This window comes from Micrococcus sp. 63XJN7_6_ISO-PGPR-S23-444 (assembly GCF_058072765.1).
In genome coordinates this window covers 1772176-1799167 of sequence record NZ_CM176516.1, presented here as the reverse complement: position 1 = coordinate 1799167, position 26992 = coordinate 1772176, and the positions used below count along the sequence as shown (strand labels likewise).

23 protein-coding genes and 1 tRNA gene are annotated in these 26992 nt (G+C 71.6%); 20 read left to right on the top strand and 4 right to left on the bottom strand.

Annotated features, from left to right (window positions below):
• Nucleotides 1–38: 38 nt before the first annotated feature.
• From AC3RJ9_RS08250 to ygfZ, 3 genes are all read left to right on the top strand, one after another.
• A complete protein-coding gene (locus AC3RJ9_RS08250; RefSeq protein WP_230594474.1) occupies nucleotides 39–845 on the top strand; it encodes a hypothetical protein in 807 nt (268 codons plus the stop codon).
• 187 nt (nucleotides 846–1032) lie between these two features.
• Nucleotides 1033–1701, top strand: coding sequence for a nitrobindin family protein (locus AC3RJ9_RS08245; protein WP_036337900.1), 669 nt, complete (start codon nucleotides 1033–1035; stop codon nucleotides 1699–1701).
• Entirely contained in the window at nucleotides 1698–2894 is a 1197-nt protein-coding gene (ygfZ, locus tag AC3RJ9_RS08240) for a CAF17-like 4Fe-4S cluster assembly/insertion protein YgfZ (protein ID WP_041103565.1), read from the top strand. The genes AC3RJ9_RS08245 and ygfZ overlap by 4 nt, the downstream gene beginning before the upstream one ends.
• A gap of 13 nt (nucleotides 2895–2907) precedes the next feature.
• Here the strand turns inward: ygfZ and AC3RJ9_RS08235 are convergent, their stop codons facing one another.
• The 3 genes from AC3RJ9_RS08235 to AC3RJ9_RS08225 form a co-directional block, all read right to left on the bottom strand.
• Nucleotides 2908–3660 carry a GNAT family N-acetyltransferase gene (locus tag AC3RJ9_RS08235; RefSeq protein WP_041103564.1) on the bottom strand — a complete coding sequence of 251 codons (753 nt, stop codon included), beginning with the start codon at nucleotides 3658–3660 and terminating at the stop codon, nucleotides 2908–2910.
• Nucleotides 3657–4688 carry a 6-phosphofructokinase gene (locus AC3RJ9_RS08230; protein WP_036317733.1) on the bottom strand — a complete coding sequence of 344 codons (1032 nt, stop codon included), beginning with the start codon at nucleotides 4686–4688 and terminating at the stop codon, nucleotides 3657–3659. Before AC3RJ9_RS08230 ends, AC3RJ9_RS08235 begins: the two co-directional genes overlap by 4 nt.
• Before the next feature lie 89 nt (nucleotides 4689–4777).
• Nucleotides 4778–5842: a PspC domain-containing protein gene (locus tag AC3RJ9_RS08225; protein ID WP_041103563.1), complete on the bottom strand. Its 1065-nt coding sequence runs from the start codon at nucleotides 5840–5842 to the stop codon at nucleotides 4778–4780.
• A 96-nt stretch (nucleotides 5843–5938) separates the two neighbouring features.
• Here AC3RJ9_RS08225 and AC3RJ9_RS08220 point away from each other — a divergent pair, with 96 nt between their 5' ends.
• Nucleotides 5939–7198, top strand: coding sequence for an ATP-binding protein (locus AC3RJ9_RS08220; protein ID WP_036317738.1), 1260 nt, complete (start codon nucleotides 5939–5941; stop codon nucleotides 7196–7198).
• The gene (locus tag AC3RJ9_RS08215; RefSeq protein WP_041103562.1) at nucleotides 7195–7893 is read left to right on the top strand and encodes a LuxR C-terminal-related transcriptional regulator; all 699 of its coding nucleotides are present in this window, start codon (nucleotides 7195–7197) and stop codon (nucleotides 7891–7893) included. Before AC3RJ9_RS08220 ends, AC3RJ9_RS08215 begins: the two co-directional genes overlap by 4 nt.
• A 47-nt stretch (nucleotides 7894–7940) precedes the next feature.
• Here AC3RJ9_RS08215 and AC3RJ9_RS08210 read toward each other — a convergent pair whose 3' ends face one another.
• Entirely contained in the window at nucleotides 7941–9149 is a 1209-nt protein-coding gene (locus tag AC3RJ9_RS08210) for a pyridoxal phosphate-dependent aminotransferase (RefSeq protein WP_041103561.1), read from the bottom strand.
• A gap of 173 nt (nucleotides 9150–9322) precedes the next feature.
• Between AC3RJ9_RS08210 and AC3RJ9_RS08205 the strand changes: the two genes are divergently transcribed.
• The 15 genes from AC3RJ9_RS08205 to AC3RJ9_RS08135 all read left to right on the top strand — a co-directional run bounded on the left by AC3RJ9_RS08205 (nucleotide 9323) and on the right by AC3RJ9_RS08135 (nucleotide 26755).
• Nucleotides 9323–9395, top strand: a tRNA-Trp gene (locus AC3RJ9_RS08205).
• Nucleotides 9396–9475: 80 nt separating this feature from the next.
• Entirely contained in the window at nucleotides 9476–9727 is a 252-nt protein-coding gene (gene secE, locus AC3RJ9_RS08200) for a preprotein translocase subunit SecE (protein WP_036317743.1), read from the top strand.
• 104 nt (nucleotides 9728–9831) lie between these two features.
• Entirely contained in the window at nucleotides 9832–10716 is an 885-nt protein-coding gene (gene nusG, locus AC3RJ9_RS08195; RefSeq protein ID WP_036317744.1) for a transcription termination/antitermination protein NusG, read from the top strand.
• A gap of 132 nt (nucleotides 10717–10848) precedes the next feature.
• Entirely contained in the window at nucleotides 10849–11280 is a 432-nt protein-coding gene (gene rplK / locus AC3RJ9_RS08190; protein ID WP_010080374.1) for a 50S ribosomal protein L11, read from the top strand.
• A gap of 77 nt (nucleotides 11281–11357) precedes the next feature.
• A complete protein-coding gene (rplA, locus tag AC3RJ9_RS08185; RefSeq protein WP_123243875.1) occupies nucleotides 11358–12065 on the top strand; it encodes a 50S ribosomal protein L1 in 708 nt (235 codons plus the stop codon).
• Between the two features lie 344 nt (nucleotides 12066–12409).
• Nucleotides 12410–12931 (top strand): 50S ribosomal protein L10, encoded by a 522-nt coding sequence (gene rplJ / locus AC3RJ9_RS08180; RefSeq protein ID WP_002854782.1) that lies wholly within the window; start codon nucleotides 12410–12412, stop codon nucleotides 12929–12931.
• 69 nt (nucleotides 12932–13000) lie between these two features.
• Nucleotides 13001–13390, top strand: a complete 390-nt coding sequence (rplL, locus tag AC3RJ9_RS08175) for a 50S ribosomal protein L7/L12 (protein WP_036317747.1) — start codon at nucleotides 13001–13003, stop codon at nucleotides 13388–13390.
• A 285-nt stretch (nucleotides 13391–13675) separates the two neighbouring features.
• Nucleotides 13676–17182, top strand: coding sequence for a DNA-directed RNA polymerase subunit beta (gene rpoB / locus AC3RJ9_RS08170; protein ID WP_036381530.1), 3507 nt, complete (start codon nucleotides 13676–13678; stop codon nucleotides 17180–17182).
• Between the two features lie 83 nt (nucleotides 17183–17265).
• Nucleotides 17266–21162, top strand: a complete 3897-nt coding sequence (locus AC3RJ9_RS08165; RefSeq protein ID WP_036317751.1) for a DNA-directed RNA polymerase subunit beta' — start codon at nucleotides 17266–17268, stop codon at nucleotides 21160–21162.
• 310 nt (nucleotides 21163–21472) lie between these two features.
• On the top strand, nucleotides 21473–21847 hold the full coding sequence (gene rpsL, locus AC3RJ9_RS08160) for a 30S ribosomal protein S12 (RefSeq protein WP_002854787.1): 375 nt from the start codon (nucleotides 21473–21475) through the stop codon (nucleotides 21845–21847).
• Nucleotides 21847–22317 (top strand): 30S ribosomal protein S7, encoded by a 471-nt coding sequence (gene rpsG / locus AC3RJ9_RS08155; RefSeq protein ID WP_010080379.1) that lies wholly within the window; start codon nucleotides 21847–21849, stop codon nucleotides 22315–22317. The genes rpsL and rpsG overlap by 1 nt, the downstream gene beginning before the upstream one ends.
• Nucleotides 22318–22435: 118 nt before the next feature.
• Nucleotides 22436–24550 carry an elongation factor G gene (gene fusA / locus AC3RJ9_RS08150; RefSeq protein WP_036381535.1) on the top strand — a complete coding sequence of 705 codons (2115 nt, stop codon included), beginning with the start codon at nucleotides 22436–22438 and terminating at the stop codon, nucleotides 24548–24550.
• Between the two features lie 281 nt (nucleotides 24551–24831).
• Complete coding sequence (gene tuf, locus AC3RJ9_RS08145) at nucleotides 24832–26022, top strand: elongation factor Tu (RefSeq protein WP_036317754.1); 1191 nt, start codon at nucleotides 24832–24834, stop codon at nucleotides 26020–26022.
• 128 nt (nucleotides 26023–26150) lie between these two features.
• Nucleotides 26151–26291, top strand: coding sequence for a hypothetical protein (locus tag AC3RJ9_RS08140; RefSeq protein ID WP_162833779.1), 141 nt, complete (start codon nucleotides 26151–26153; stop codon nucleotides 26289–26291).
• Nucleotides 26288–26755 (top strand): DUF3817 domain-containing protein, encoded by a 468-nt coding sequence (locus tag AC3RJ9_RS08135; RefSeq protein WP_041103558.1) that lies wholly within the window; start codon nucleotides 26288–26290, stop codon nucleotides 26753–26755. Before AC3RJ9_RS08140 ends, AC3RJ9_RS08135 begins: the two co-directional genes overlap by 4 nt.
• The last annotated feature ends 237 nt before the right edge of the window (nucleotides 26756–26992 follow it).

The following is a 26992-nucleotide window of genomic DNA, read 5'->3' as shown; positions in this document are numbered from 1 at the left end:
GGCCCAGCCGGTGCGCACCTGGCAGGATGGGGCAGGTGATGCGCTTGTCCATGGCCCTGAGTGCGGCCGTCGCCGCCCTCGTCCTGGGCGGTGCCGCGTTGCTGGGCCCGGTCCCCGCCGCCCTCGCCGCCGCCGTCGTGATCCTGGTCATCGCCTGGGGCTGGCCGCGGCAGATGGGGGCGCCCGCGCGCCTCTCGCTCAGCGTCACCCTGGCCGTCGCCGGGGGCATCGCGGTGCTGCTCATGCTGCTGTGGCCGCCGCTCGAGGACGGCCACAGCGGGGCCTGGACGCTCTTCGAGCCGCTCGCCGTCGTCGTCGCCTGGAGCACCATGGCCTCGTTCGTCGTCCAGCTGGTGCGCGGGACCGGCCGGCCGCTGCGCCTCGAGTCCACCGTCGCCACGATGGGCGGGGCGTTCATGGCCGTCGTGACGGCGTGCTGGGTGGCCGTCTCACGCTGGAGCGACACCCCTGCGGTCGCCGGGCTGGTCATCACGCTGGCGGTCACGGTGGCCGCGGTCTCCCTCGTCGGCCTCACCCCGTGGATGCAGGGCCGGCCGGGAGTCCTGGCGCTCGTCGTCATCCCCCTCGGCACGGTGCTCGCCTGGCCCGTCTCGGCGCTGGCCGGCGTGGGCGCCCGGGACCGGCCGGCCGTCACGGCCGCGGCGCTCGCGGTGGCCGTGCTGGTGTCCCTGACCGCCGCCACGGCGCCGTCGTCGCGGCCGCGACCCGAGGACCGGCCGGTGGGCACCACCCTGCGCCCGCGCCGGGCGGGTTACGCCCTCGCGTTGGCGCCCGTGGGCGCGGCCGGCGTGGTGGCGCACGTCATGGTGGGCTTCCTGGCCTGACAGGTCGGGCCCGCTCGGTAGGATGTCCCGCATGGATACCCTTCTTGCGCTCGAGATCTTCTTCCTGGCCCTCGTGGTCCTGGCCGGCCTGGGCATGGCCGCCGTCGCCGCGGTCGTCATCAGCGGCCTCTTCAAGGGCCAGCGCTGAGGACGCGCGGCCCGCTGTCGGGCCGCGCCGTGATCTGCCATGGCGACTGAACTCCCGTACGACCTCACCCCCGAGCTCGCGCCCCTGTCCTGGCTCATCGGCAGCTGGGAGGGCCAGGGCCGCCTCGGCGACGGCTCCGCCGGGACCGAGATCTTCTATCAGCGGGTGGACTTCACCGAGCACGGTCTGCCGTTCGTGGAGTACCGCGCCGAGTCGTGGCTGTGCGAGGCGGACGGCACGCTGCTGCGTCCGCTGACCGTGGAGTCCGGCTTCTGGCAGGTGGACCGGGCGCGGCGCGACGGCGACGTCGGCCCCGGCATGCGCCCGGCGGACATCGTCCCCGCGTTCCGCTCCGCCGAGGACGTCGAGCGGCTGCGCGCCGGTGACGAGGGCTTCGGCCTGACCGCCACCATCACGCATCCGGGCTCGCTGTCCGAGCTGTACTACGGCCGCATCAAGGGCCCGCAGCTGCAGCTGGCCACGGACGCGGTCCTGCGTGGCTCCGCCGCCGGCCCGTACCACCGGGCCACCCGCATGGCCGGTCTCGTGAACGGGCAGCTGTTCTGGCGCTGGGACGTCGCGGACGCCGCGGGCGCCGAGCTCGAGGCGCACGCCTCCGCCATCCTGGACCGCATGCCGAGCGCGGCCGAGGGTCGGCTCGCTCCGGGGGCCGAGCGTCCTCGCGGGGCTCGCGGGGAGCAGTCGTGACGACCTCCCGCAGCCCGCTGCTGGACCTGGCCGTGGCCGAGCCGCAGGGGCCGGCCGGCGGCGCCGTCGAGGGCCGCGGCCCGGACGCCGGCGTCGCCGCGCACTACGGTCGCCCCCTGCCAGAGCAGCGCGCCCTCGCCCGGGGCCGCGCCCTGGTCGACCTCTCCCACCGGGCCGTGCTCTCCGTGTCCGGCCCGGACCGGCTGAGCTGGCTGCACACGCTCGGCACGCAGCACGTCGAGACGCTGCCCCCCGGCACGAGCACCGAGATCCTCTTCCTCGACGTGCAGGGGCGGATCGAGCACGCCGCCCACCTGCTCGAGGACGGTACCGCGGCCTGGCTCGTCACGGACCGCGAGGACGGCCCGGGCCTGGCCGCGTGGCTCACCTCGATGCGCTTCTCCCACGACGTCACGCTGCGGGACCACACCGGGGCGGTCGCCGTCGTGGGCGCCACCGCGCCCGTGCCCGGCTGGGAGGACCGCACCGTGTGGCTGGACCCGTGGCCGCGCGTCGGGGCGGGCGGCTGGGCCTACACGGCCGATCCGGATCCGGCGACCCACCCGGGTGCGGACTGGTCCTGGCGCGAGTACCTCATCACCCGGGCCGACCTCGAGGCCACCGTCCGCGCGCTCGGCACGGGCGTGCTCGCGGGCTGGTCCCTGGCGGGCACGACGGCGGCCGAGGCGCTGCGCATCGAGGCCGGCCGCCCCCGCCGGGCCCTCGACGTGGACGACCGCGCGATCCCGCACGAGCTGGACCTGCTGCGCACCGCCGTGCACCTCGAGAAGGGCTGCTACCGCGGTCAGGAGACCGTGGCGCGCGTGCACAACCTGGGCCGCCCGCCCCGCCGCCTCACCCGCCTGCTCCTGGACGGCTCCGTCCACGCGCTCCCCGAGCACGGTGCCCCCGTGATCCTCCGGCCGGCCGAGGACACGCCCGAGGCCCGCGCCGCCGCCCGTCCGGTGGGGACGGTCACCGCCGCGGCCCAGCACCATGAGGCGGGCGCCGTCGCCCTGGCGCTGCTCAAGCGCACGGTGCCCGTGGACGCCGAGCTGCTGGTCCGCGAGGACGCTCCCGGCGAGGACGGTGCCGCCGAGGGCGGCTGGATCGCCGCGAGCCAGGAGCCGCTCGTGTCCCCGGACGCCGGGCAGGTCGTCGGCCGACCGCGCGGCGTGGGCCGCCTGCGCTGACCGACTCGCCGGCTCAGTCCAGCGCGAGGACGGTCCGCGTGCCCGCCGCCTCCAGCCCGACGGCGATCGCCACGTGGTGCGCGGCTGTGTGGCCCGCCAGCACCTCGGCGAACGGCAGCAGCCCCTCCAGCGCCGCCCGGTCCATCGCCACGGCCACCGCGTAGCGGCCGAGCCCACGACCGCGCAGCCGCGGTGGGGTGAGGGTGCCCAGCGAGGCCAGCACGCCGCCCGTCACGCGATGCCCCGCCGCCGCCACCGCGGCTTCGATCGCCCGTCCCGCGCCGTCGTCGGGAACGAGCGCGACCGAGGACTCCCAGGAGGGGACACCCGCCTCGGCCATGTCGTCTGCGGGGGCCTGCGCGACCACGGCGTGGACGTGGGCGGGGTCGTCGGACACGGCGACGGTGCGCGAGGGGTCGACCGGCGGCGGTTCCTCGGTCGCGTAGAGCGTGAACTCGCCACGCGAGCGCACCGCCTCCCCGGCGGCGGCCCGCACCGCCGTCCGCAGCAGGGCCGACTCCACGCCCAGCGCCTCGGCGGGCACGCCGCGGCAGGCACGCGTGAACCACGCCGGCCCCGCCACGACGGTGGCCCAGGGCAGGGCCAGCACCTCCGCCTCGGCCCCATCCGGCCGGACCACCTCGATGCGGCGCGGCTCGGCGCCCGCCGCCGGGGCGTCGCCGGGCAGCAGCGCGGTGTCGGGCAGGCCGAGCCGACGCGCCAGCCCGAGGGCCAGCACGCCGACGGCGGGGTGGTCGGGTCTCACCGGCCGAACAGGATCTTCGCCTCGTCGTAGCGCGAGACCGGCACCTTCTTGAGGCCCTTGAGGGCGGCGCTCATGGGGATGGAGATGATCTCCGTGCCGTTGGCCGCCACCATCTGTCCCCAGCGGCGCTGCGCGACGAGGTCGACGGCGCCCATGCCGAAGCGCGTGGAGAGCACGCGGTCCGTGGCGGTGGGGGCGCCGCCGCGCTGGATGTGGCCCAGGATGGTGCTGCGCGTCTCGATGCCCGTCATCTCCTCGATCTCGCGGGTCACCCACTCGCCGATGCCGCCCAGACGCGGCCGGCCGGACGCCTCGACGCCGGCCTCGGCCAGCGGGTCGTCGTGGCCCTCGGGGACGAAGCCCTCCGCCACCACGACCAGCGGGGAGCGACCGCGGTCGTGGACCTGCTGCACCCACTCGGCGACCTGGGACATCGGGGTGCGGACCTCGGGGATGAGGATCGCGTGGGCGCCGGCGGCCATGCCCGAGTGCAGGGCGATCCAGCCGACGTGGCGGCCCATGACCTCGGCGACCATGCAGCGGTGGTGGGACTCGCCCGTGGTGCGCAGCCGGTCCATGGCGTCCGTGGCGATCTGCACGGCCGTGTCGAAGCCGAACGTGTAGTCGGTGCCCTGCAGGTCGTTGTCGATCGTCTTGGGCACGCCCACGATCGGCAGCCCGTCCGCGGCCAGGCGGTTCGCGCCGGCCAGGGTGCCCTCGCCGCCGATGGCGATGACGGCGTCGATGTCCAGCTCGCGCAGGTTGCGGAGCATGTTCTCCGGGCCGCCGCCCTCCGCGTTGTAGGGGTGCGTGCGGGAGGTGCCGAGGATGGTGCCGCCGGTGCGGGCCAGGCCGCGCACGCGGGAGCGGGGCAGGTCCTCGACGTCCTTCTCGATCAGGCCGGACCACCCGTTGCGGATGCCCACCATCTCCATGTCGTACGACTTGATGCCGTGCAGGACGGCGGAGCGGATGACGGCGTTGAGGCCGGGGCAGTCGCCTCCGGAGGTGAGCATTCCGACGCGCATGGGGGTCCTCTCGGGCGTTCTCGTGGGGGTCGGCACCACCCTAGGCGTGCCCGCCGCGTCGCGTCAGGGGACGGGCGACGGGCGGCGGGTCAGCCGAGGGCCACGAGGACGGCGACCTGGAGGGCCGTCGCACCCACGAGGATGCCGCTCGCCGGGCCGAGGGTGCCGGGACGACGGCCGCTGAGCAGAGCGCCCAGCAGGACGGGGGCGATCACCGCGAGCGCGGCGACGAGCATGGGCACCGCCAGCAGCGTGGGGGTCGGACCGACGCCGAGCAGCAGGCTGATCCCGAGGGCGGCGAGCGCGGCGAGGACGGCCCCGGCGTAGGTGGCGGCCTGCGCGATCGGCCCGAGGCGCGGCTTCGCGGCCGTGGCTGCGGACCCCGAGCCGGTCGGGGCGGTGGCCGCCCGGGGGGCCTCCTCGGCCAGGCGCGTCGCGGCTCGCCGCTCGCGGGAGTGGACGTGGTCGCGCCAGGTGCCGGTCGCGGGGTCGATCCACTCGGGGCGGAAGCCGTGCGGGTCGGTGACCTCGGCCGCCCGCTCGCGCGGACCTCCGCCGACGTACCAGGCCGGGCGCGGCACGGCGTGGGCGGGCTGGTCGGCGTCGGGGACCCGGCCCGGGGCCACGCGGGCCTGCGCCCGGCCGTCCCAGCGGGTCACGAGCCACCAGACGAGCACGGCCAGCGCGCCCAGGCCCAGGAGGGAGCCGGGGCCGCCCACGGCCGGGGCGATGAGGGTGAACCCGGCGCCGAGCAGCAGGTTGAGGGCGCCGATCGCCCCGATCACGCCGATGGCCACGGTGGCGTCCTGCCACTCCCTGCGGCGCAGGCGGCCGAACTGCACGCGTCCGTCGGCGTCGGGGAGCACGGCCCAGGCGGCCGCGTAGGCCAGCAGGCCCAGGCCCGCGGAGACCATGCACACGGCGACGAACACGCCGCGGGCGAGCAGCGGGTCGATGCGGTAGCGCTCGGCCACCCCGCCGAGCACCCCGCCGACCCACGAGGCCGGCGAGCGGCGCACGCCCCAGCTCAGGACGGCGCGGCGCAGCCAGCCCGGCAGGGCGTCCAGTCCGTCGGGGCCGGTCTCGCCCGAGGCGGCTCCGTCGGGGGCGACGTGGGGGCCGGGGCCGGTGAACGGGTCGTGTGTGCTCGTCATGTCTCCATCCTCGTCCGCCTGCGGCCCCCGCCCATCCGGGAACTCCCGGAATCCTCCCCGGATGTGCCGCCCCGTCCGACACGGCAGGATGGGGGCATGCCCACCCCGTCCGCGCCCGCGCCGGCCCCGCGTCCGCCGTTGATGCGGCACGGGGCCGACCGTCCGGTGTCCGGCGTCGCCGCGGGGCTCGCCCGGCACCTCGGGATGCCCGCCGGCCGCGTCCGCGCGGCCCTGGCGCTGCTGAGCCTGCTGGGCGGCGCGGGCCTGGCCCTGTACGTGTGGCTCTGGCTGCTCATGCCGGAGGAGGGTCCGGACGGCGCCCCCGCCGCCGACGCCCCCACCCTGCGTGGTCGCGCCCCCGAGGTGCTCGAGCGGGTGCGCGAGGGCGGCTGGCCGGTGCTGCTGGCCGCCGTGGTGCTCGGCGTGGGCGTGCTGACCGTCGCGGACGGCCTCGGCCTCACCGTCGACTGGGCGCTCGTGGGCCCGGTGGCCGTCCTCGTGATCGGCCTCGGCCTGGCCTGGATGCAGCTCGACCTGGCGGGCGGGCCCCGGGCCGGGCGGAGCGGACGACTGGTCCGCCTCGTGCTCGGCACGGCCCTCGTGCTGCTGGCGGTGCTGGCCATCGTCCTGGGCGCCGTGAGCTCGGGCGAGCTGTGGCGGGCTCTGCTGGCCGCCGTCGCGATGCTCGCCGGCGCGGCGCTGGTGGCCATGCCCTACGCCCTGGCCTGGCTGCGCCGACGCGACGCGGAGCGGACCGCGTTCGCGGTGCAGGCCCAGCGCGCCGAGATCGCGGCGCACCTGCACGACTCGGTGCTGCAGTCCCTCGCCCTCATCCAGCGGCGCGCCCAGGACGCGGACGTGGTGGCCCGGGTGGCCCGCGCCCAGGAGCGTGAGCTGCGTCAGTTCCTCGCCCTGGACTCCCGCGGCGGCCCGCACTCCCTGGCGGAGGCGCTCGACCAGCACGCCGCCGCCGTCGAGGACGCCCACGGGGCCCGGGTGGAGGTCGTGGCCGTGGGGCGGGCCGCGGGGGCGTGGCTCGAGCCGCTCGCGGCCGCGGCGCGCGAGGCCATGCAGAACGCGGCCCGGCACGCCGGCGACGCGCAGGTCTTCGCGGAGGCCGGTGAGGACGACCGCGGCCGCACCGTCGCGGAGGTGTTCGTCCGGGACCGCGGCCCCGGCTTCGACCTGCCCACGGTCCCGGCCGACCGGCTCGGCGTGCGGGAGTCGATCCTCGGCCGCATGGAGCGTGCCGGCGGGACCGCCCGCATCCGGTCCGGCCCGGGCGGCACCGAGGTCCACCTGACGCTGGCCGAGCCCGAGGGTGCGCGAGCGCGCACCGGACAGGAGCACCCATGACCGACCCCGCCCCGCGCACGGCCGTCATCGTGGACGACCACGCGATCTTCCGCTCCGGCCTGCGCGCCGACCTGGACCCGGACCGACTGGCCATCGTCGGCGAGGCCGGGGACGTGGACGAGGCCGTCCGCACCGTGCTGGACCTGGCGCCGGATGTGGTGCTGCTGGACGTGCACCTGCCCGGCGGGGCCGGCGGCGGGGGAGCGGAGGTGGCCGAGCGCGTCCTCGCGCGCCGACCCGCGCAGCGGTTCCTGGCCCTGTCCGTCTCGGATGCGGCCGAGGACGTCGTCGCCGTGATCCGTGCGGGGGCCCGCGGCTACATCACCAAGACGGCCTCCGGCGCGGAGGTGGCGGACGCGGCGGTCCGCGTGGCCGACGGCGACGCGGTGTTCTCGCCCCGGCTGGCCGGGTTCGTCCTCGACGCCTTCCGCGGCACGGCGCCCGCGCCCCCGCTCGTCCCCGCCGCGGCGGCGAGCGGGGCTGCGGCCCCCGACGAGGACCTCGACCGGCTCTCGGCACGGGAGCGGGAGGTCATGCGGCTGATTGCCCGCGGCTACACCTACCGGGAGGCCGGGGCGGAGCTGTTCATCTCGGACCGCACGGTCGAGACCCACGTGTCCTCCGTGCTGCGCAAGCTCCAGCTCTCCAACCGCCACGAGCTGACCCGCTGGGCCGCGCGCCGCGGATACGCCTGAGCCCCGCGGCACGCGGCGTCGCGGGGCTCAGGGGCGGGGTGTGCGGCTCAGGCGCTGAGCAGGGCGCGGATGCGCTCGACGCCCTCGGCGAGGTCCGCATCGCCCAGCGCGTAGGACAGTCGCAGGTAGCCGGACGGGCCGAACGCCTCGCCGGGGACCACGGCGACCTCCGCCTCGTCGAGGATGAAGGCGGCCAGCTCGGCCGACGTCGTGGGGGTGACGCCGCCGCGGTAGGTCTTCCCGAGCGCCTCCCGCACGTCCACATACGCGTAGAACGCACCCTGCGGGGTGGGACAGTGGAAGCCCGGCACGGCGTCCATGGCCTCGACCATGGCCCGGCGCCGGCGGTCGAACGCCGTCTTCATCTCCGCCACGGCGTCCAACGGGCCGGCGATGGCGGCCAGCGCGGCCCGCTGCGACACGTTGGCCACGTTCGAGGTGGCGTGGGACTGCAGGTTCGTGGCGGCCTTGACCACGTCCAGCGGGCCGGCCATCCACCCGACGCGCCAGCCCGTCATGGCGTAGGTCTTGGCGACGCCGTTGAGGATCACGGACTGCTCCGCCAGCTCGGGCACGGCGCGGACGATCGAGGTGAACGGCATGCCGTCGTAGGTCAGGTGCTCGTAGATCTCGTCGGTGACCACCCACAGCCCCCGCTCCCGTGCCCACCGGCCGATCGCCGCCGTCTCCTCGGGGGAGTACACGGCGCCGGTGGGGTTGGAGGGGGAGACGAACAGGAGCACCTTGGTGCGGTCCGTGACGGCCTCGTCGAGCTGGTCCACGGTGACCTTGTAGCCCTGCTCGGGGCCGGCGAACACCTCGACCGGCACGCCGCCGGCCAGGCGGATCGCCTCCGGGTAGGTGGTCCAGTAGGGGGCGGGGACGAGCACCTCGTCCTGCGGGTCCAGCAGGGCGGCGAAGGCGTTGTACACGGCCTGCTTCCCGCCGTTGGTCACGAGCACCTGGGCGGCCTCGAGGGACACGCCGGAGTCGCGCAGCGTCTTGGCCGCGATCGCCTCGCGCAGCTCGGGCAGGCCGGCGGCGGGGGAGTAGCGGTGGTTCTTCGGGTCCCGGGCCGCGGCGACGGCGGCCTCCACGATGTAGTCCGGGGTGGGGAAGTCGGGCTCGCCGGCGCCGAAGCCGATCACCGGGCGCCCGGCGGCCTTGAGCTCCTTGGCGCGGGCGTCGACGGCGAGGGTGGCGGAGGGCGCGATGGCGGACAGACGGGCGGAGACGCGGCGGGCGGGCGCGGCCATGAGGACCTTCTTCGAGCTCGACGGGGAGGGCGGGGCGGAGCGGGGCTCCGTCCTGCCAGGGTACTGACTGCCCGGGGCCCGTTCGACTCCCGCCGCCCGATGGCGTATCCTGGATCTCCGGTACCGCGTTCGCGGTCGATCCCGCGAGGGTTCGGTCGGCTCCGTCGGTTCGAAGGGTAGTGGCGCAATTGGTAGCGCAGCGGTCTCCAAAACCGCAGGTTGCAGGTTCGAGTCCTGTCTGCCCTGCTCGATGCCGGGCCTCGTGCTCGGCATCGGACGTGTAGAAAGCGATTCGGCGATCCGACGAGTGAGGCCACGTGACTGAGATGGCGGCGAACGGCGGGGGGCCCGCCCCCACGCCGAGCAGGCAGCGTCGCGGGCTGTTCGCGCGGATCGCGCTGTTCCTGCGCCAGGTGGTGGACGAGCTCCGCAAGGTCGTCACCCCCACGAGCGAGGAGCTGCTGCGCACGACCGGAGTGGTGCTCGCCTTCGTGGCGTTCATGATCCTGCTGGTCATGGGGCTGGACTGGGTGTTCGGCACCGTGGCGGGTCTCCTGTTCGGCGCCGGCGGCCTCTGAGCCCGGCGCGGACGGTCCCGACGTCGCAGGACGCGTCCCCCGCACGCCCGTGAGGGCCCTCCCCGACGGCAGGGCCCGCCGTCCGTCAGCAGAAAGCAGGAACCGTGTCCGAGCAGGAACTGGATCGTCAGCCCGCCGAGGAGTCCGTCCCGATGTCGGAGGACGCCGTGGCCGAGGAGACCGCCGAGACCGCGCAGGACGCCGGCACGCCCGTCGAGGACGCCCTGGACGAGGTCGCCGGCAGCGGTGACGAGACCGCCGAGGCCACCGTGCAGGAGGCCGACCTGGCCGTCGCCGAGGGCGAGGACGCACCGACCCCCGTCGAGGAGCAGTCCGACGACGAGCCCGCCGTGGACCCCGCCGAGGAGCTGCGCACCCGCCTGCGCCGCCAGCCCGGCGACTGGTACGTCGTCCACACCTACGCCGGCTACGAGAAGCGCGTGAAGACGAACCTCGAGGCCCGCATCCTGACCCAGGACATGGAGGACTCGATCTACGAGATCGAGGTCCCCATGGAGGAGGTCGTGGAGATCAAGAACACCACGCGCAAGATCGTCTCGCGCGTGCGCATCCCGGGCTACGTGCTCGTCCGCATGGACCTCGACGACGCCTCGTGGGGCGTCGTACGGCACACCCCGGGCGTCACGGGCTTCGTGGGCAACGACGCCCACCACCCGCAGCCGCTCAGCCTGGACGAGGTGTACGACATGCTCGCCCCGTCCGTGATCCAGGAGGCCGCCCGCGCCGCCGAGAAGGCCGGCCTGGCCGTCCCCGCCGCGGCCGAGTCCGGCGCGCCCGCCGCCCCCGCGATCCACGTGGACTTCGAGGTCGGCGAGTCGGTCACCGTCAACGACGGCCCGTTCGAGACCCTCCCGGCCACGATCTCCGAGATCAAGCCGGAGGCCCAGCAGCTCGTGGTGCTCGTCTCGATCTTCGAGCGCGAGACCCCCGTGACGCTGTCCTTCAACCAGGTGACCAAGGCCATCTGAGGACACCCGACGCTTCCGCACCGGGCCGGCCGCCTGCCGGCCCGGACGCGGCACCGGCCGCCGCGCCACGGCGGCCACCGCCCCCGGTGCGCTCCTGCGCCGAGGGTCCCCCAGTGAGAGAAGGATCCACTCATGGCTCCCAAGAAGAAGGTCACCGGTCTGATCAAGCTTCAGATCCAGGCCGGCGCCGCCAACCCGGCCCCGCCCATCGGCCCCGCCCTGGGCCAGCACGGCGTGAACATCATGGAGTTCTGCAAGGCGTACAACGCCGCCACCGAGTCGCAGCGCGGCAACGTGGTCCCGGTCGAGATCACCGTGTACGAGGACCGCTCGTTCACCTTCGTGACCAAGACCCCGCCGGCCGCCGAGCTCATCAAGAAGGCCGCCGGCGTCGCCAAGGGCTCCGCCACCCCGCACACGGCCAAGGTCGGCACGCTGACCCAGGCCCAGTGCGAGGAGATCGCCCAGACCAAGATGGAGGACCTGAACGCCAACGACGTCCAGGCCGCCGCCAAGATCATCGCGGGCACCGCCCGCTCGATGGGCATCACCGTCGAGGGCTGACGCCCACCCCCACCCCCTTCCAGTGGCAGGGCCGAGCGCGGCCCGCAGACCACGACTGCACAAGGAGAAGAACGCAGATGGCACAGCGCAGCAAGGCATACAAGGCGGCCAAGGCCGCGATCGGCGAGGATCTGTACTCGCCGGTGGAGGCGATCCGCCTCGCCAAGGAGACCAACCCCTCCAAGACCGACGCCACCGTGGAGGTGGCCCTCCGCCTCTCGGTCGACCCCCGCAAGGCCGACCAGATGGTCCGCGGCTCCGTGAGCCTGCCCCACGGCACCGGCAAGACCGCCCGCGTCGTCGTGTTCGCCACCGGTGACCGCGCCGAGGCCGCCCGCGCCGCCGGCGCGGACGTCGTGGGCGACGACGACCTGATCGCCCGGATCTCCGAGGGCTGGGTGGACTTCGACGCCGCCGTGGCCTCCCCGGAGCTCATGGGCAAGGTCGGCCGTCTGGGCAAGGTGCTCGGCCCCCGCAACCTGATGCCGAACCCCAAGACCGGCACCGTGACCCCGGACGTGGCCAAGGCCGTGGCCGACATCAAGGGCGGCAAGATCGACTTCCGCGTCGACAAGCACTCCAACCTGCACTTCATCATCGGCAAGACCTCCTTCGAGGCCAAGGCCCTGGTGGAGAACTACGCCGCAGCCCTCGAGGAGGTCCTGCGTCTGAAGCCGTCCTCCTCCAAGGGCCGCTTCATCTCCAAGGCCACCGTGGCCACCACCTTCGGCCCGGGCGTGCCCATGGACCCGAACGTGACCTCGGTGGACTCCTCCGAGCTCTGAGCCACGCGGCCCCGGTGATCGGGGCCCACGACGTCGGCCGGTCGTCCCCGCAGCGGGGACGACCGGCCGGCGTCGTCCCGGGTCGATTTTGCGGGCCCGCCCCGGACGTGTACGCTGGTGCCTACCGAAGACCGCCGGTCGTGGTGCCCTGCCTCCGGGCAGAGCCCACCGAAGGATCTCCCTGACGGAGACGGCCCGCGCAGGTGAACGTGAGCCACGCTCGCATCCGCACGTCGACCCTCCGGGTCCGGCCGCGTCGATGCTCCTGCTGCGCCCCGTGCATCTGCACGGGGCGCTTTCTCGTCTCGGGGTGGCGGTTCCCACGCATCATCGAGAGGAGTGCCATGGCGACGTCCGCGAAGGAGTCGGCGGTGGCTGAGCTCACGGACCTGTTCCGTGAGTCCAGCGCCGCTGTTCTGACGGAATACCGTGGCCTGACGGTGACGGAGCTCAAGCAGCTGCGCGACTCCATCCGTCAGGACGCGACCTACGCCGTGGCGAAGAACACGCTGGCCGAGATCGCGGCCAAGGACGCCGGTCTGGAGGGCCTCGAGGCTCACCTGTCCGGTCCCACCGCGATCGCGTTCGTGACCGGGGACCCGGTCAACGTCGCGAAGGCCCTGCGTGACTTTGCCAAGGATCACGAGAAGCTCGTGCTCAAGGGCGGCTACATGGATGGCCAGCCCCTGGACGAGGCCGGCATCAAGAAGCTCGCGGACCTCGAGTCCCGCGAGGTGCTGCTGGCCAAGTTCGCCGGCGCGATGAAGGGCAGCATGTCCAAGGCTGCCGCCCTGTTCCAGGCGCCGCTGTCCAAGACCGTCCGCACGGTCGAGGCGCTGCGCGCCGCGCAGGGCGAGGCTGCCTGAGCAGTCCGCCCCGGGCTGCACGGCCCACCACTTCACACGTAGTCAAGACGTACCCGTAAAGGAGCCATCATGGCCAAGCTGACCACCGAAGAGCTGCTCGCCGCGTTCGAGGAGCTGACCCTCATCGAGCTGTCCGAGTTCATCAAGGCGTTCGAGGAGAAGTTCGACGTCACCGCCGCCGCCCCCGTGGCCGTGGCCGCCGCCGGCGGTGCCGCCGGCGGTGCCGAGGCCGCCGCCGCCGAGGAGAAGGACGAGTTCGACGTCGTCCTCGAGGCCGCCGGCGACAAGAAGATCGGCGTCATCAAGGAGGTGCGCGCCCTCACCTCCCTCGGCCTGAAGGAGGCCAAGGACCTGGTGGACGGCGCTCCCAAGCCCATCCTCGAGGGCGTCAACAAGGAGACCGCCGAGAAGGCCAAGGAGCAGCTCGAGGGCGCCGGCGCCACCGTCACCCTCAAGTGATGATCGCGGCCTGAGCCGCATCACGCCTCCTCACGAGGCCCCCGGACCCGCGCTGCGGACCGGGGGCCTCGTGGCGTCCCGGGTCACGCACCCCCGGCTGGACAGGGGCGACGGGCGCGGATAGGATGGATCTTTGCATCTCCCCTGTTCCGTGCCGCCCGCAGGACCTCGCGTCCCGCCGTGGCCCGCACGGTTCCGCACGGCCTTCATATAGCGGTGGGCCGGCGCCGCCGTCTCGCGGCAGGGGAGCGAACGGAACCCAGAAGGCCTGTGGAAGGATCCTACGTGGTCGCCTCGAGCACCTCCAACGAAACCGCTACCGTCTCCCCGCGATCCGGCGCCTCCGCCGGACGCGTCTCCTTCGCCAAGATCTCCGAGCCGCTGGACGTGCCGGACCTGCTGGCGCTGCAGACCGAGTCGTTCGACCGCCTGATCGGCAATGAGCGGTGGGCCGCGCGCGTGGACGCCGCCCTGGCCGCCGACGACCACTCCGTGCCCGTCACCTCGGGACTGACGGACATCTTCGAGGAGATCTCCCCGATCGAGGACTTCCAGGGCACCATGTCCCTGTCCTTCGCCGAGCCCGAGTTCGCCGACGCGAAGATGACGGAGGAGGAGTGCAAGGATCGCGACGCGACCTTCTCCGCCCCGCTGTACGTCAAGGCCGAGTTCATGAACAACACGACCGGCGAGATCAAGCAGCAGACCGTCTTCATGGGCGACTTCCCGCTGATGACCCGCAACGGCACGTTCATCATCAACGGCACCGAGCGCGTCGTCGTCTCCCAGCTGGTCCGCTCCCCGGGCGCCTACTTCGAGCGCACCCCGGACAAGACCTCGGACAAGGAGATCTTCTCCGCGAAGATCATCCCCTCGCGCGGCGCCTGGTTCGAGCTCGAGGTGGACAAGCGTGACCAGGTCGGCGTCCGCCTCGACCGCAAGCGCAAGCAGCCCGTGACGGTGCTGCTCAAGGCCATGGGCTGGACCGAGTCCCGCATCCTGGAGGAGTTCGGCCACTACGACTCCATCCGCGCCACCCTCGAGAAGGACGGCACCGCGGACCAGGACGAGGCCCTGCTCGACATCTACCGCAAGCTGCGCCCGGGCGAGCCGGCCGCCGTCGACGCCGCGCAGACGCTGCTGAACAACCTGTACTTCACCCCGAAGCGCTACGACCTCGCCAAGGTGGGCCGCTACAAGCTCAACCGCAAGCTCGGCGTGGACGTGCACCTCGGCGACCCCAACGCGTCTGTGCTCACCGAGGACGACATCGTCCAGATGGTGCACTTCATCGCCGCGCTGCACGCCGGCGAGACCGTCATCAAGGGCACGCGCGACGGCGAGCCGGTGGATGTGCGCGTGGAGATCGACGACATCGACCACTTCGGCAACCGTCGCATCCGTGCGGTGGGCGAGCTGATCGAGAACCAGATCCGCACCGGCCTGTCCCGCATGGAGCGCGTCGTGCGCGAGCGCATGACCACCCAGGACGTCGAGGCGATCACCCCGCAGACCCTGATCAACATCCGCCCCGTGGTGGCGGCGATCAAGGAGTTCTTCGGCACCTCGCAGCTGTCCCAGTTCATGGACCAGAACAACCCGCTGGCCGGCCTGACGCACAAGCGTCGCCTGTCCGCGCTCGGCCCGGGCGGCCTGTCCCGCGACCGTGCCGGCATGGAGGTCCGTGACGTCCACCCGTCGCACTACGGCCGCATGTGCCCCATCGAGACCCCGGAAGGCCCGAACATCGGCCTCATCGGGTCGCTGGCGACCTTCGGCCGGATCAACTCCTTCGGCTTCATCGAGACCCCGTACCGCCGCGTGGTCGACGGCCGGGTCACGGACACCGTGGACTACCTGACCGCCGACGACGAGCTGGCCTTCCAGATCGCCCAGGCGAACGCCCCGGTGGATGAGGACGGCCGGTTCGAGGAGGAGCTCGTGCTCTGCCGCCAGCGCGGCGGCGACGGCGAGCCCGTGCTCTCGACCGTGGACGAGATCGACTACATGGACGTGTCCCCGCGCCAGATGGTGTCGGCGGCCACCGCCCTGATCCCGTTCCTCGAGCACGACGACGCCAACCGCGCGCTCATGGGCGCGAACATGCAGCGTCAGGCCGTGCCGCTGCTCCGCTCCGAGGCCCCCTACGTGGGCACCGGCATGGAGAAGTACGTGGCCGTGGACGCGGGCGACTCCGTGACGGCCACCCAGGGCGGCGTCGTGACCGAGGTGGCCGCGGACCTGGTGACCGTCATGAACGACGACGGCACCACCACGCACTACCCGATCATGAAGTTCGCCCGCTCGAACCAGGGCAACGCCTACAACCAGCGGGTGCGCGTCTCCGAGGGCGAGCGGGTGGAGCCGCTGAGCATCATCGCCGACGGTCCCGCCACGGACAACGGCGAGCTCGCGCTCGGCAAGAACCTCCTCGTCGCGTTCATGCCCTGGGAGGGCCTGAACTACGAGGACGCGATCATCCTGTCCCAGCGCATGGTCTCGGAGGACGTCCTCACCTCGATCCACATCGAGGAGCACGAGGTCGACGCCCGCGACACCAAGCTGGGCGCCGAGGAGATCACGCGCGACATCCCCAACGTGTCCGAGGAGGTGCTCTCGCAGCTCGACGAGCGCGGCATCATCCACATCGGCGCCGAGGTGGAGGCCGGCGACATCCTGGTCGGCCGCGTGACCCCGAAGGGCGAGACCGAGCTGACCCCGGAGGAGCGCCTGCTGCGCGCGATCTTCGGCGAGAAGTCCCGCGAGGTCCGCGACACGTCCCTGAAGGTGCCGCACGGCGAGTCCGGCACCGTCATCGGCGTGCGCATCTTCGACCGCGACGAGGACGACGACCTGCCCCCGGGCGTGAACCAGCTGGTGCGCGTCTACGTGGCGCAGAAGCGCAAGATCACCGACGGCGACAAGATGGCCGGCCGCCACGGCAACAAGGGCGTCATCTCGAAGATCCTGCCGCTCGAGGACATGCCGTTCCTGGCGGACGGCACCCCGGTGGACATCGTGCTGAACCCGCTCGGCGTCCCCGGCCGCATGAACCTCGGCCAGGTCATGGAGCTGCACCTGGGCTGGGCCGCCTCGCGCGGCTGGGACATCCAGGGCGAGCCGGAGTGGATCAAGGACCTGCCGAACTTCCCGCGGCAGTCCGGTCCGGTCAACGTGGCCACCCCGGTGTTCGACGGCGCCGAGGCGTACGAGATCACGGGCCTGCTCGGCCACGTGAACGTGACCCGCGACGGCGACCGTCTCATGAGCGACAGCGGCAAGGCGCAGCTGTTCGACGGCCGCACCGGCGAGCCGTTCCCGGACCCGGTGTCCGTGGGCTACATGTACATGCTCAAGCTGCACCACCTGGTGGACGACAAGATCCACGCCCGTTCCACGGGCCCGTACTCGATGATCACGCAGCAGCCGCTGGGCGGTAAGGCCCAGTTCGGCGGCCAGCGCTTCGGCGAGATGGAGGTGTGGGCGCTCGAGGCGTACGGCGCGGCGTTCACCCTCCAGGAGCTGCTGACCATCAAGTCCGACGACATCCACGGCCGCGTGAAGGTCTACGAGGCCATCGTCAAGGGCGAGAACATCCCGGAGCCGGGTGTTCCCGAGTCCTTCAAGGTGCTCATCAAGGAGATGCAGTCCCTCTGCCTGAACGTGGAGGTCCTCTCCGCCGACGGCCAGGCCATCGAGATGCGCGACGCGGAGGACGAGGTCTACCGCGCCGCCGAGGAGCTGGGCATCGACCTCTCCCACGCCGAGCCCAGCTCGGTGGAGGAAGTCTGAGCCGGGCCCGATCCCGCATCCACAAGACGTCACCTGAGAACCACTGAACCAAGGGAGTTCACCGGAGCATGAGCGTGAACAGCATGTCCACTGACAACTCTTTCGGCCTGATGCGCATCGGCCTGGCCACGGCGGAGGACATCCGCCGCTGGTCCTACGGCGAGGTCAAGAAGCCGGAGACCATCAACTACCGCACCCTGAAGCCGGAGAAGGACGGACTCTTCTGCGAGAAGATCTTCGGCCCCACCCGTGACTGGGAGTGCGCGTGCGGCAAGTACAAGCGCGTGCGCTTCAAGGGCATCATCTGCGAGCGCTGCGGCGTCGAGGTGACCCGCTCGAAGGTGCGCCGCGACCGCATGGGCCACATCGAGCTGGCCGCGCCGGTCACCCACATCTGGTACTTCAAGGGCGTGCCCTCGCGCCTGGGCTACCTGCTGGACCTGGCGCCGAAGGACCTCGAGAAGGTCATCTACTTCGCGGCGTACATGATCACCTCGGTGGACGAGGAGGCCCGGCACCGCGACCTGGCCAACCTCCAGGCCGAGTACGACCAGGAGACCCGTGTCCTGGCCGACCAGCGTGACTCCGACATCGCCGCGGTGGCCGCCGACCTCGAGAAGGACCTGGCCAAGCTGGAGTCCGAGGGCGCCAAGGCCGCCGAGAAGAAGAAGGCCCGCGACGCCGCGGACAAGACCATGGCGCAGATCCGCAAGCGCGCGGACGCGGACCTGGACCGCAAGGAGCAGGTCTGGGACCGCTTCAAGAACCTCAAGGTCGCCGACCTCGAGGGCGACGAGGGTCTGTACCGCGCCATGCGGGACAAGTACGGCCAGTACTTCGAGGGCTCGATGGGCGCGGAGGCGATCCAGCGTCGCCTGCAGACCTTCGACCTCGAGGCCGAGTCCGAGATGCTGCGTGAGACCATCAAGACGGGCAAGGGCCAGCGCAAGACCCGCGCCCTGAAGCGCCTGAAGGTCGTCAACGCGTTCCTGACCACGGACAACTCGCCCGAGGGCATGGTCCTGGACGCCGTCCCGGTGATCCCGCCGGAGCTGCGTCCGATGGTGCAGCTGGACGGCGGCCGCTTCGCGACCTCCGACCTCAACGACCTGTACCGTCGCGTGATCAACCGCAACAACCGCCTGAAGCGGCTGCTCGACCTCGGCGCGCCCGAGATCATCGTCAACAACGAGAAGCGCATGCTGCAGGAGGCCGTGGACTCGCTGTTCGACAACGGCCGCCGCGGCCGGCCGGTGACCGGCCCGGGCAACCGCCCGCTCAAGTCACTCTCCGACATGCTCAAGGGCAAGCAGGGCCGGTTCCGTCAGAACCTGCTCGGCAAGCGCGTGGACTACTCGGGCCGCTCGGTCATCGTGGTGGGTCCCCAGCTCAAGCTGCACCAGTGCGGCCTGCCGAAGCAGATGGCGCTGGAGCTGTTCAAGCCGTTCGTGATGAAGCGTCTCGTGGACCTGAACCACGCGCAGAACATCAAGTCCGCCAAGCGCATGGTGGAGCGCTTCCGTCCGCAGGTCTGGGACGTGCTCGAGGAGGTCATCACCGAGCACCCGGTCCTGCTGAACCGCGCCCCCACCCTGCACCGTCTGGGCATCCAGGCCTTCGAGCCGCAGCTCGTGGAAGGCAAGGCCCTGCAGCTGCACCCGCTGGTCTGCTCCGCGTTCAACGCGGACTTCGACGGCGACCAGATGGCGGTCCACCTGCCCCTGTCGCCGGAGGCCCAGGCCGAGGCGCGCCTGCTCATGCTCTCGAGCCACAACATCCTGAAGCCCTCGGACGGCCGTGCGGTCGCCGTGCCGGCCCAGGACATGATCATCGGACTGAACCACCTCACCACGGTGCGTCCGGACGAGGTCGGCGCGGGCAACCTGTACGCGACCGTCGGCGAGGCCATCATGGCGTTCGACGGCGGCGACCTGCACCTGAACGCGCCCGCGCGGATCGGCGTCGAGGGCTTCGTGCCGTCGGCGGACGTGCCGGCCCCCGAGGGCTGGTCCGAGGGCGAGATCGCCCTCATCGAGACCACCCTGGGCAAGGTGCTGTTCAACGAGCTGCTGCCGGACGACTACCCGTGGCTGGACAAGCAGGCGACCAAGGGCACCCTCGGTCAGCTGGTCAACGACCTGGCCGAGCGCTACCCGATGGTCGTCACCGCGCAGACGCTGGACAACCTCAAGGACGCCGGCTTCCACTGGGGCACCTGGTCGGGTGTGACCGTGGCGATCTCGGACATCACCTCCGACTTCGACAAGGCCGCCATCATGGAGGGCTACGAGGAGCAGGCCCAGCGCGTGCAGCAGCAGTACGACAAGGGCCTGATCGCGGACGACGAGCGTCGCTCCGAGCTGATCGACATCTGGAACAAGGCCACCGACGAGGTCGCCGCGGCCATGAAGGACGGCCTGCCGGAGCTCAACACCATCAACCGCATGGTGTCCTCCGGTGCGCGAGGCAACTGGCTCCAGGTGCGCCAGATCGCGGGCATCCGCGGCCTCGTGGCCAACCCGAAGGGTGAGATCATCCCGCGTCCGATCAAGTCCTCGTACCGCGAGGGCCTGTCCGTGCTCGAGTACTTCTCCGCCACCCACGGCGCCCGCAAGGGCCTCGCGGACACCGCGCTGAAGACCGCGAACTCGGGCTACCTGACCCGTCGTCTCGTCGATGTGTCCCAGGACGTCATCGTCCGCGAGGACGACTGCGGCACCGAGCGCGGCCTGTCCGTCACGATCGCCGCCCCGAACGCCGACGGCGAGCTGGTGGCCCACGAGCAGGTCGAGAACTCGGCCTTCGCCCGCACGCTGGCCCAGGACGTCACGGGCGAGGACGGCACGGTGCTGGCCTCGGCCGGTGCGGACGTGGGCGACGTGCTGATCGGCGAGCTGGTGGCCGCCGGCGTCACGGAGATCAAGGTCCGCTCGGTCCTGACCTGCGAGTCCGCCGTGGGCACCTGCGCGAAGTGCTACGGCCGCTCCATGGCCACCGGCCAGCTGGTGGACATCGGCGAGGCCGTCGGCATCATCGCGGCCCAGTCGATCGGTGAGCCGGGCACCCAGCTCACCATGCGCACGTTCCACACCGGCGGTGTGGCCTCGGCCGACGACATCACGCAGGGTCTGCCCCGCATCCAGGAGCTCTTCGAGGCCCGCACCCCGAAGGGCGTGGCCCCGATCTCCGAGGTCGCCGGCCGCGTGACCATCGAGGACACCGAGGCGTCCGTGCGCCTGCTGCTCACGCCGGACGACGGCTCCGAGGAGATCGCCTACCCGGTGCTGCGCCGTGCGCGCATCCTCGTGGCCGACGGCGAGCACGTGCCGGTGGGCACGCAGCTCGTGGCCGGCGCCGTGGACCCGAAGCAGGTCCTGCGCGTGCTCGGCCCGCGGGCCGCGCAGCGGTTCCTCGTGGACGAGGTGCAGAACGTGTACCAGTCCCAGGGCGTGGGCATCCACGACAAGCACGTGGAGGTCATCGTCCGGCAGATGCTGCGTCGCATCACCGTCATCGAGTCCGGTGACACCGACCTGCTGCCGGGCGAGCTCACGGACCGGGCGCGCTTCGTGGCCGCCAACCGCGCCGCCGTCGCTGAGGGCCGCCAGCCGGCCTCCGGCCGCGACGAGCTGATGGGCATCACGAAGGCCTCGCTGGCCACGGACTCGTGGCTGTCGGCCGCGTCCTTCCAGGAGACGACCCGCGTCCTGACGCAGGCGGCCATGGAGGGCAAGTCCGACCCGCTGCTGGGCCTGAAGGAGAACGTGATCATCGGCAAGCTGATCCCGGCCGGCACGGGCCTGGACCGCTACACGAAGACCGTCGTGGAGCCGACGGAGGAGGCGAAGGCCAACCTGTTCGCCTCGCCGGCCGGCTTCGCGGACTTCGACTACCCGGGTCTGGACCAGTCGCTCGGCGAGAACGACTTCCACGCCGTCTCGTTGGACGACTACGACCGCGGGGGCGACTTCCGCGCCTGATCCCCGTCCCCCAGGGGGCCCGCCGTTCCGCCGCTCACGCGGGGGAGCGGCGGGCCCCTTGGCGTGCGGGGCCGGCTCGTCGACGGCGCCGGGGCGTGCTATGCTGTCAAGGATTGTTTTTCGTGTGGCAAATTGGACGCTGTCCGGGTCGCGGGGTCATTGCGCGGCAGATGCCACACTTTTGCACGCCTGCGGACGTCTGCTCGTTGCGAGCCCCCACAGGGAGAGGCAGAGCAGAGGAACGAGCAGCCGGCGCCCCGGGCGCCGGTCGATCACGTCAGCGATCACCGAAACACAGGAAGGCTGAAGAGTGCCTACGATTCAGCAGCTGGTCCGCAAGGGCCGCTCACCCAAGGTCGTCAATACGAAGGCCCCTGCCCTGCAGGGGAACCCCATGCGTCGTGGCGTGTGCACCCGTGTGTACACCACCACGCCCAAGAAGCCGAACTCGGCGCTGCGCAAGGTCGCCCGTGTGCGCCTGAACGGCGGCATCGAGGTCACGGCCTACATCCCCGGCGAGGGCCACAACCTGCAGGAGCATTCGATCGTGCTCGTCCGCGGCGGTCGTGTGAAGGACCTGCCCGGCGTGCGCTACAAGATCGTGCGCGGCGCCCTCGACACCCAGGGCGTGAAGAACCGCGGCCAGGCCCGCTCCCGCTACGGCGCCAAGAAGGAGAAGAAGTAATGCCTCGTAAGGGTCCTGCGCCGAAGCGCCCCCTCGTCGTCGATCCCGTCTACGGCTCCCCGCTGGTCACGCAGCTGATCAACAAGGTGCTCGTCGACGGCAAGAAGTCCACCGCCGAGCGCATCGTGTACGGCGCGCTCGAGGGCGCCCGTGCCAAGAACGGCGCCGATCCCGTGGCCACCCTCAAGAAGGCCATGGACAACATCAAGCCGGCCCTCGAGGTGCGCTCCCGCCGCGTCGGCGGCGCCACCTACCAGGTGCCCGTCGAGGTCAAGCCGGGCCGCTCCACGGCCCTGGCCCTGCGCTGGCTGGTCGGCTTCTCCAAGGCCCGCCGTGAGAAGACCATGACCGAGCGTCTGATGAACGAGATCCTGGACGCCTCGAACGGCCTGGGCGGCGCCGTGAAGCGTCGCGAGGACACCCACAAGATGGCCGAGGCCAACAAGGCCTTCGCCCACTACCGCTGGTGATCCGTGTGGCCCGGGGCGCGCGATCCGCGCCTCGGGCCGCAGGTGCGTCCTCTCGGACGGGCCACCCACCGCATCCACCTCACGAGCCCCCCCATTCCACCCGACCAAGGGAGACACCGTGGCACAGGACGTGCTGACCGACCTGCACAAGGTCCGCAACATCGGCATCATGGCCCACATCGATGCCGGCAAGACCACCACCACCGAGCGCATCCTGTTCTACACGGGTGTCAACCACAAGCTGGGCGAGACCCACGACGGCGGCGCGACGACGGACTGGATGGAGCAGGAGAAGGAGCGCGGCATCACCATCACCTCCGCCGCGGTGACCTGCTTCTGGAACGACCACCAGATCAACATCATCGACACCCCCGGCCACGTGGACTTCACGGTCGAGGTGGAGCGCTCGCTGCGCGTGCTCGACGGCGCCGTCGCCGTGTTCGACGGCAAGGAGGGCGTGGAGCCCCAGTCGGAGACCGTGTGGCGCCAGGCGGACAAGTACAACGTCCCGCGCATCTGCTTCGTCAACAAGATGGACAAGCTGGGCGCGGACTTCTACTTCACCGTCGACACCATCGTGAAGCGCCTCGGCGCGCGTCCGCTCGTGATGCAGCTGCCGATCGGCGCCGAGAACGACTTCGTGGGCGTCGTCGACCTGCTCTCCATGAAGGCCTTCGTGTGGCCGGGTGACGCCAAGGGCGACGTCACCATGGGCGCCTCCTATGAGACCCGCGAGATCCCCGCCGAGCTCCAGGAGAAGGCCGAGGAGTACCGCAACGAGCTCGTCGAGGCCGTCGCCGAGACCTCCGAGGAGCTCATGGAGAAGTACCTCGAGGGCGAGGAGCTCACCGTCGAGGAGATCCAGGCCGGCGTGCGCCAGCTGACCGTGAACGCCGAGGCCTACCCGGTGTTCTGCGGCTCCGCGTTCAAGAACCGTGGCGTGCAGCCGATGCTGGACGCCGTGGTCGCCTACCTGCCGAACCCGCTGGACGCCGGCTCCGTCAAGGGCCACGCCGTGAACGACGAGGAGGAGGTGCTGGAGCGCGAGGCGTCGAAGGAGGCCCCGTTCTCGGCGCTCGCCTTCAAGATCGCCACGCACCCCTTCTTCGGCACGCTGACCTTCATCCGCGTGTACTCCGGCCGCCTGGAGTCCGGTGCGCAGATCCTCAACGCCACCAAGGGCAAGAAGGAGCGCATCGGCAAGCTGTTCCAGATGCACGCCAACAAGGAGAACCCGGTGGACGAGGTGGTCGCCGGCCACATCTACGCCGTGATCGGCCTCAAGGACACCACCACGGGCGACACCCTGTGCGATCCCGCGAACCCGATCATCCTCGAGTCGATGACCTTCCCGGAGCCCGTGATCTCCGTGGCCATCGAGCCGAAGACCAAGGGTGACCAGGAGAAGCTCTCCACCGCCATCCAGAAGCTCGTCGCCGAGGACCCCACGTTCCGCGTGAACCTCAACGAGGAGACCGGCCAGACCGAGATCGGCGGCATGGGCGAGCTCCACCTGGACGTGTTCGTGGACCGTATGAAGCGCGAGTTCAAGGTCGAGGCCAACGTGGGCAAGCCCCAGGTCGCGTACCGCGAGACCATCAAGCGCAAGGTCGACAAGGTCGACTACACGCACAAGAAGCAGACCGGCGGCTCCGGCCAGTTCGCCAAGGTGCAGCTGTCCTTCGAGCCCCTGGACACCGCCGAGGGCGAGGTCTACGAGTTCGAGAACGCCGTCACCGGCGGTCGCGTGCCCCGCGAGTACATCCCCTCGGTGGACGCGGGCATCCAGGACGCCATGCAGTTCGGCGTGCTGGCCGGCTACCCGATGGTCGGCGTGAAGGCCACCCTGCTCGACGGCGCGTACCACGACGTCGACTCCTCGGAGATGGCGTTCAAGATCGCCGGCTCCCAGGCCTTCAAGGAGGGTGTCCGCAAGGCCAACCCGATCATCCTCGAGCCGCTGATGGCCGTGGAGGTCCGCACCCCCGAGGAGTTCATGGGCGACGTCATCGGCGACCTGAACTCCCGCCGCGGCCAGATCCAGTCCATGGAGGACGCCACCGGCGTGAAGGTGGTCAACGCCCTCGTGCCGCTGTCGGAGATGTTCGGCTACATCGGCGACCTGCGCTCCAAGACGCAGGGCCGCGCGGTGTACTCGATGACCTTCCACTCCTACGCCGAGGTCCCCAAGGCCGTGGCGGACGAGATCATCCAGAAGTCCCAGGGCGAGTGACCGCAGGTCACCTGCTCTGAACGACCTGCCCCGGGTCGGCCGCCGCAGCCGCGGCCGGCCCGGGGCGACCGGACCGCCCTCCCCGGCGCGGCGGTCCGCGATCAGGACGGGTCAGGTCCGGTCCGCTTCCGGCGGTCCCGACGGCCTGGAACCGGACTGGCCCTCGTGAGGCCGGGATTTCCCCAACCCCGCACCATCCGAGTAGACTCAGTCAAGTTGTCAGCACGTCGCAGGCGGCTGAGCAGTCTTCTTGACGATGAACCAGTTCTTAGGAGGAACTAGTGGCAAAGGCAAAGTTCGAGCGGACGAAGCCGCACGTCAACATCGGCACCATCGGCCACGTTGACCACGGCAAGACCACGCTGACCGCCGCCATCTCGAAGGTCCTGTACGACAAGTACCCGGACCTGAACGAGGCCCGTGACTTCGCGACGATCGACTCCGCCCCCGAGGAGCGTCAGCGCGGCATCACCATCAACATCTCCCACGTGGAGTACCAGACCGAGAAGCGTCACTACGCCCACGTGGACGCCCCCGGTCACGCCGACTACATCAAGAACATGATCACCGGCGCCGCTCAGATGGACGGCGCGATCCTCGTGGTCGCCGCCACCGACGGCCCGATGGCCCAGACCCGTGAGCACGTGCTCCTGGCCCGCCAGGTCGGCGTGCCGGCCCTGCTCGTGGCCCTGAACAAGTCGGACATGGTCGAGGACGAGGAGCTCCTCGAGCTCGTCGAGATGGAGGTCCGCGAGCTGCTGTCCTCCCAGGACTTCGACGGCGACGAGGCCCCGGTCATCCGCACCTCCGGTCTGAAGGCCCTCGAGGGCGACCCCCAGTGGGTCAAGTCCGTCGAGGACCTCATGGAGGCCGTGGACGAGTTCATCCCGGACCCGGTCCGCGACAAGGACAAGCCGTTCCTGATGCCGATCGAGGACGTCTTCACCATCACCGGTCGTGGCACCGTGGTGACCGGTCGCGCCGAGCGCGGCACCCTGAAGATCAACTCCGAGGTCGAGATCGTCGGCATCCGCGACGTGCAGAAGACCACCGTCACCGGCATCGAGATGTTCCACAAGCAGCTCGACGAGGCCTGGGCCGGCGAGAACTGCGGTCTGCTGCTGCGCGGCCTGAAGCGCGACGACGTGGAGCGCGGCCAGGTCGTGGTGGAGCCGGGCTCCATCACCCCGCACACCAACTTCGAGGCGAACGTCTACATCCTGTCCAAGGACGAGGGTGGCCGTCACAACCCGTTCTACTCGAACTACCGCCCGCAGTTCTACTTCCGCACCACCGACGTCACCGGCGTCATCACGCTGCCCGAGGGCACCGAGATGGTCATGCCCGGCGACACCACCGAGATGTCGGTCGAGCTCATCCAGCCGATCGCCATGGAGGAGGGCCTCGGCTTCGCCATCCGCGAGGGTGGCCGCACCGTGGGCTCCGGCCGCGTCACCAAGATCACCAAGTGATCTGACGCATCCCGTCTCGTGGCTCCGTTGAGCCGCTGACGCGCGACGCCCCCGTCTCCGGGTCCCCCGGAGGCGGGGGCGTCGCCGTGTCCGACGACGGCGCGGCGGCGGCGGCTAGGCTGGGGAGCATGCCTGAACTGCTCATCCTCATCGTGGTGCTCGCCGTGGCCGTCGTGGCCGTGCGCTGGGCGCTGCGGACCTTCCGTCCCGAGATCGACCGTGCCCGGCGCATCCGGCGCGCGAACCGCGGCGGGGAGCTGGAGCGATGAGCCTGCCCGGCCCGCGCCGCCTCTTCGCCGTCACGGCGATGGCCGAGATGTTCACCTGGGCCGGTCTGCTGATCGCCATGGGCCTCAAGTACGGCGGAGTCACGGAGCGGATGGTGCCGATCGCCGGCGGCGTCCACGGCTTCGTGTTCCTCTGCTACCTCGTGGTGACGGTCGCCGTGTGGATCGATGGGCGGTGGCCCGTGGCCCGCGGACTCCTCGGCCTCGGTTCGACGATCGTCCCGTTCATGACGGTCCCGTTCGAGCGGGCCCAGCGGCGGCGCGGCGAGCCGGCGTCGCGGTGGCAGGTCGTGGACCGCGCGCCGGGGGAGCGGGGGCCCCTCGAACGGCTTCTCGTCGTGGTGCTGCGCCATCCGGTGGTCAGCGCGCTCCTGGCGGTCGCCGTGGTCGCCGTCGTCTTCACCCTGCTGCTCAATGCCGGCCCGCCCACCGAGTGGGGCCGCTGAGCCCGGGGGACCGCCGGGCCCGGCCCGCCGATTGGCGGACTGGGCCCGCTTCTGTCTATACTGATTCGGTTGCTCAAGCGCCATTGCGCTGTCGTCGTGTGTCTCGCGGCGGCAGCTCGGCCCAGATGTGACGTCACCACTCCGACCCGCCACAGGCGTGTGCCCTCCCAGGAATGCGACACGCCCGACCGCGTGGACCGGAGTCCGGCGGCGGCGAGGAACCCGGTCCGACCGGAT

Excerpts from the sequence above, each read along its gene's own strand:
- AC3RJ9_RS08250 (WP_230594474.1), top strand. The coding sequence starts at position 39 with ATGCGCTTGTCCATGGCCCTGAGTGCGGCCGTCGCCGCCCTCGTCCTG.
- AC3RJ9_RS08245 (WP_036337900.1), top strand. The coding sequence starts at position 1,033 with ATGGCGACTGAACTCCCGTACGACCTCACCCCCGAGCTCGCGCCCCTG.
- AC3RJ9_RS08230 (WP_036317733.1), bottom strand. The coding sequence starts at position 4,688 with ATGCGCGTCGGAATGCTCACCTCCGGAGGCGACTGCCCCGGCCTCAAC.
- AC3RJ9_RS08225 (WP_041103563.1), bottom strand. The coding sequence starts at position 5,842 with ATGACGAGCACACACGACCCGTTCACCGGCCCCGGCCCCCACGTCGCC.
- AC3RJ9_RS08220 (WP_036317738.1), top strand. The coding sequence starts at position 5,939 with ATGCCCACCCCGTCCGCGCCCGCGCCGGCCCCGCGTCCGCCGTTGATG.
- AC3RJ9_RS08215 (WP_041103562.1), top strand. The coding sequence starts at position 7,195 with ATGACCGACCCCGCCCCGCGCACGGCCGTCATCGTGGACGACCACGCG.
- AC3RJ9_RS08210 (WP_041103561.1), bottom strand. The coding sequence starts at position 9,149 with ATGGCCGCGCCCGCCCGCCGCGTCTCCGCCCGTCTGTCCGCCATCGCG.
- secE (WP_036317743.1), top strand. The coding sequence starts at position 9,476 with ATGGCGGCGAACGGCGGGGGGCCCGCCCCCACGCCGAGCAGGCAGCGT.
- rplK (WP_010080374.1), top strand. The coding sequence starts at position 10,849 with ATGGCTCCCAAGAAGAAGGTCACCGGTCTGATCAAGCTTCAGATCCAG.
- rplA (WP_123243875.1), top strand. The coding sequence starts at position 11,358 with ATGGCACAGCGCAGCAAGGCATACAAGGCGGCCAAGGCCGCGATCGGC.
- rplJ (WP_002854782.1), top strand. The coding sequence starts at position 12,410 with ATGGCGACGTCCGCGAAGGAGTCGGCGGTGGCTGAGCTCACGGACCTG.
- rplL (WP_036317747.1), top strand. The coding sequence starts at position 13,001 with ATGGCCAAGCTGACCACCGAAGAGCTGCTCGCCGCGTTCGAGGAGCTG.
- AC3RJ9_RS08165 (WP_036317751.1), top strand. The coding sequence starts at position 17,266 with ATGTCCACTGACAACTCTTTCGGCCTGATGCGCATCGGCCTGGCCACG.
- rpsG (WP_010080379.1), top strand. The coding sequence starts at position 21,847 with ATGCCTCGTAAGGGTCCTGCGCCGAAGCGCCCCCTCGTCGTCGATCCC.
- AC3RJ9_RS08140 (WP_162833779.1), top strand. The coding sequence starts at position 26,151 with ATGCCTGAACTGCTCATCCTCATCGTGGTGCTCGCCGTGGCCGTCGTG.
- AC3RJ9_RS08135 (WP_041103558.1), top strand. The coding sequence starts at position 26,288 with ATGAGCCTGCCCGGCCCGCGCCGCCTCTTCGCCGTCACGGCGATGGCC.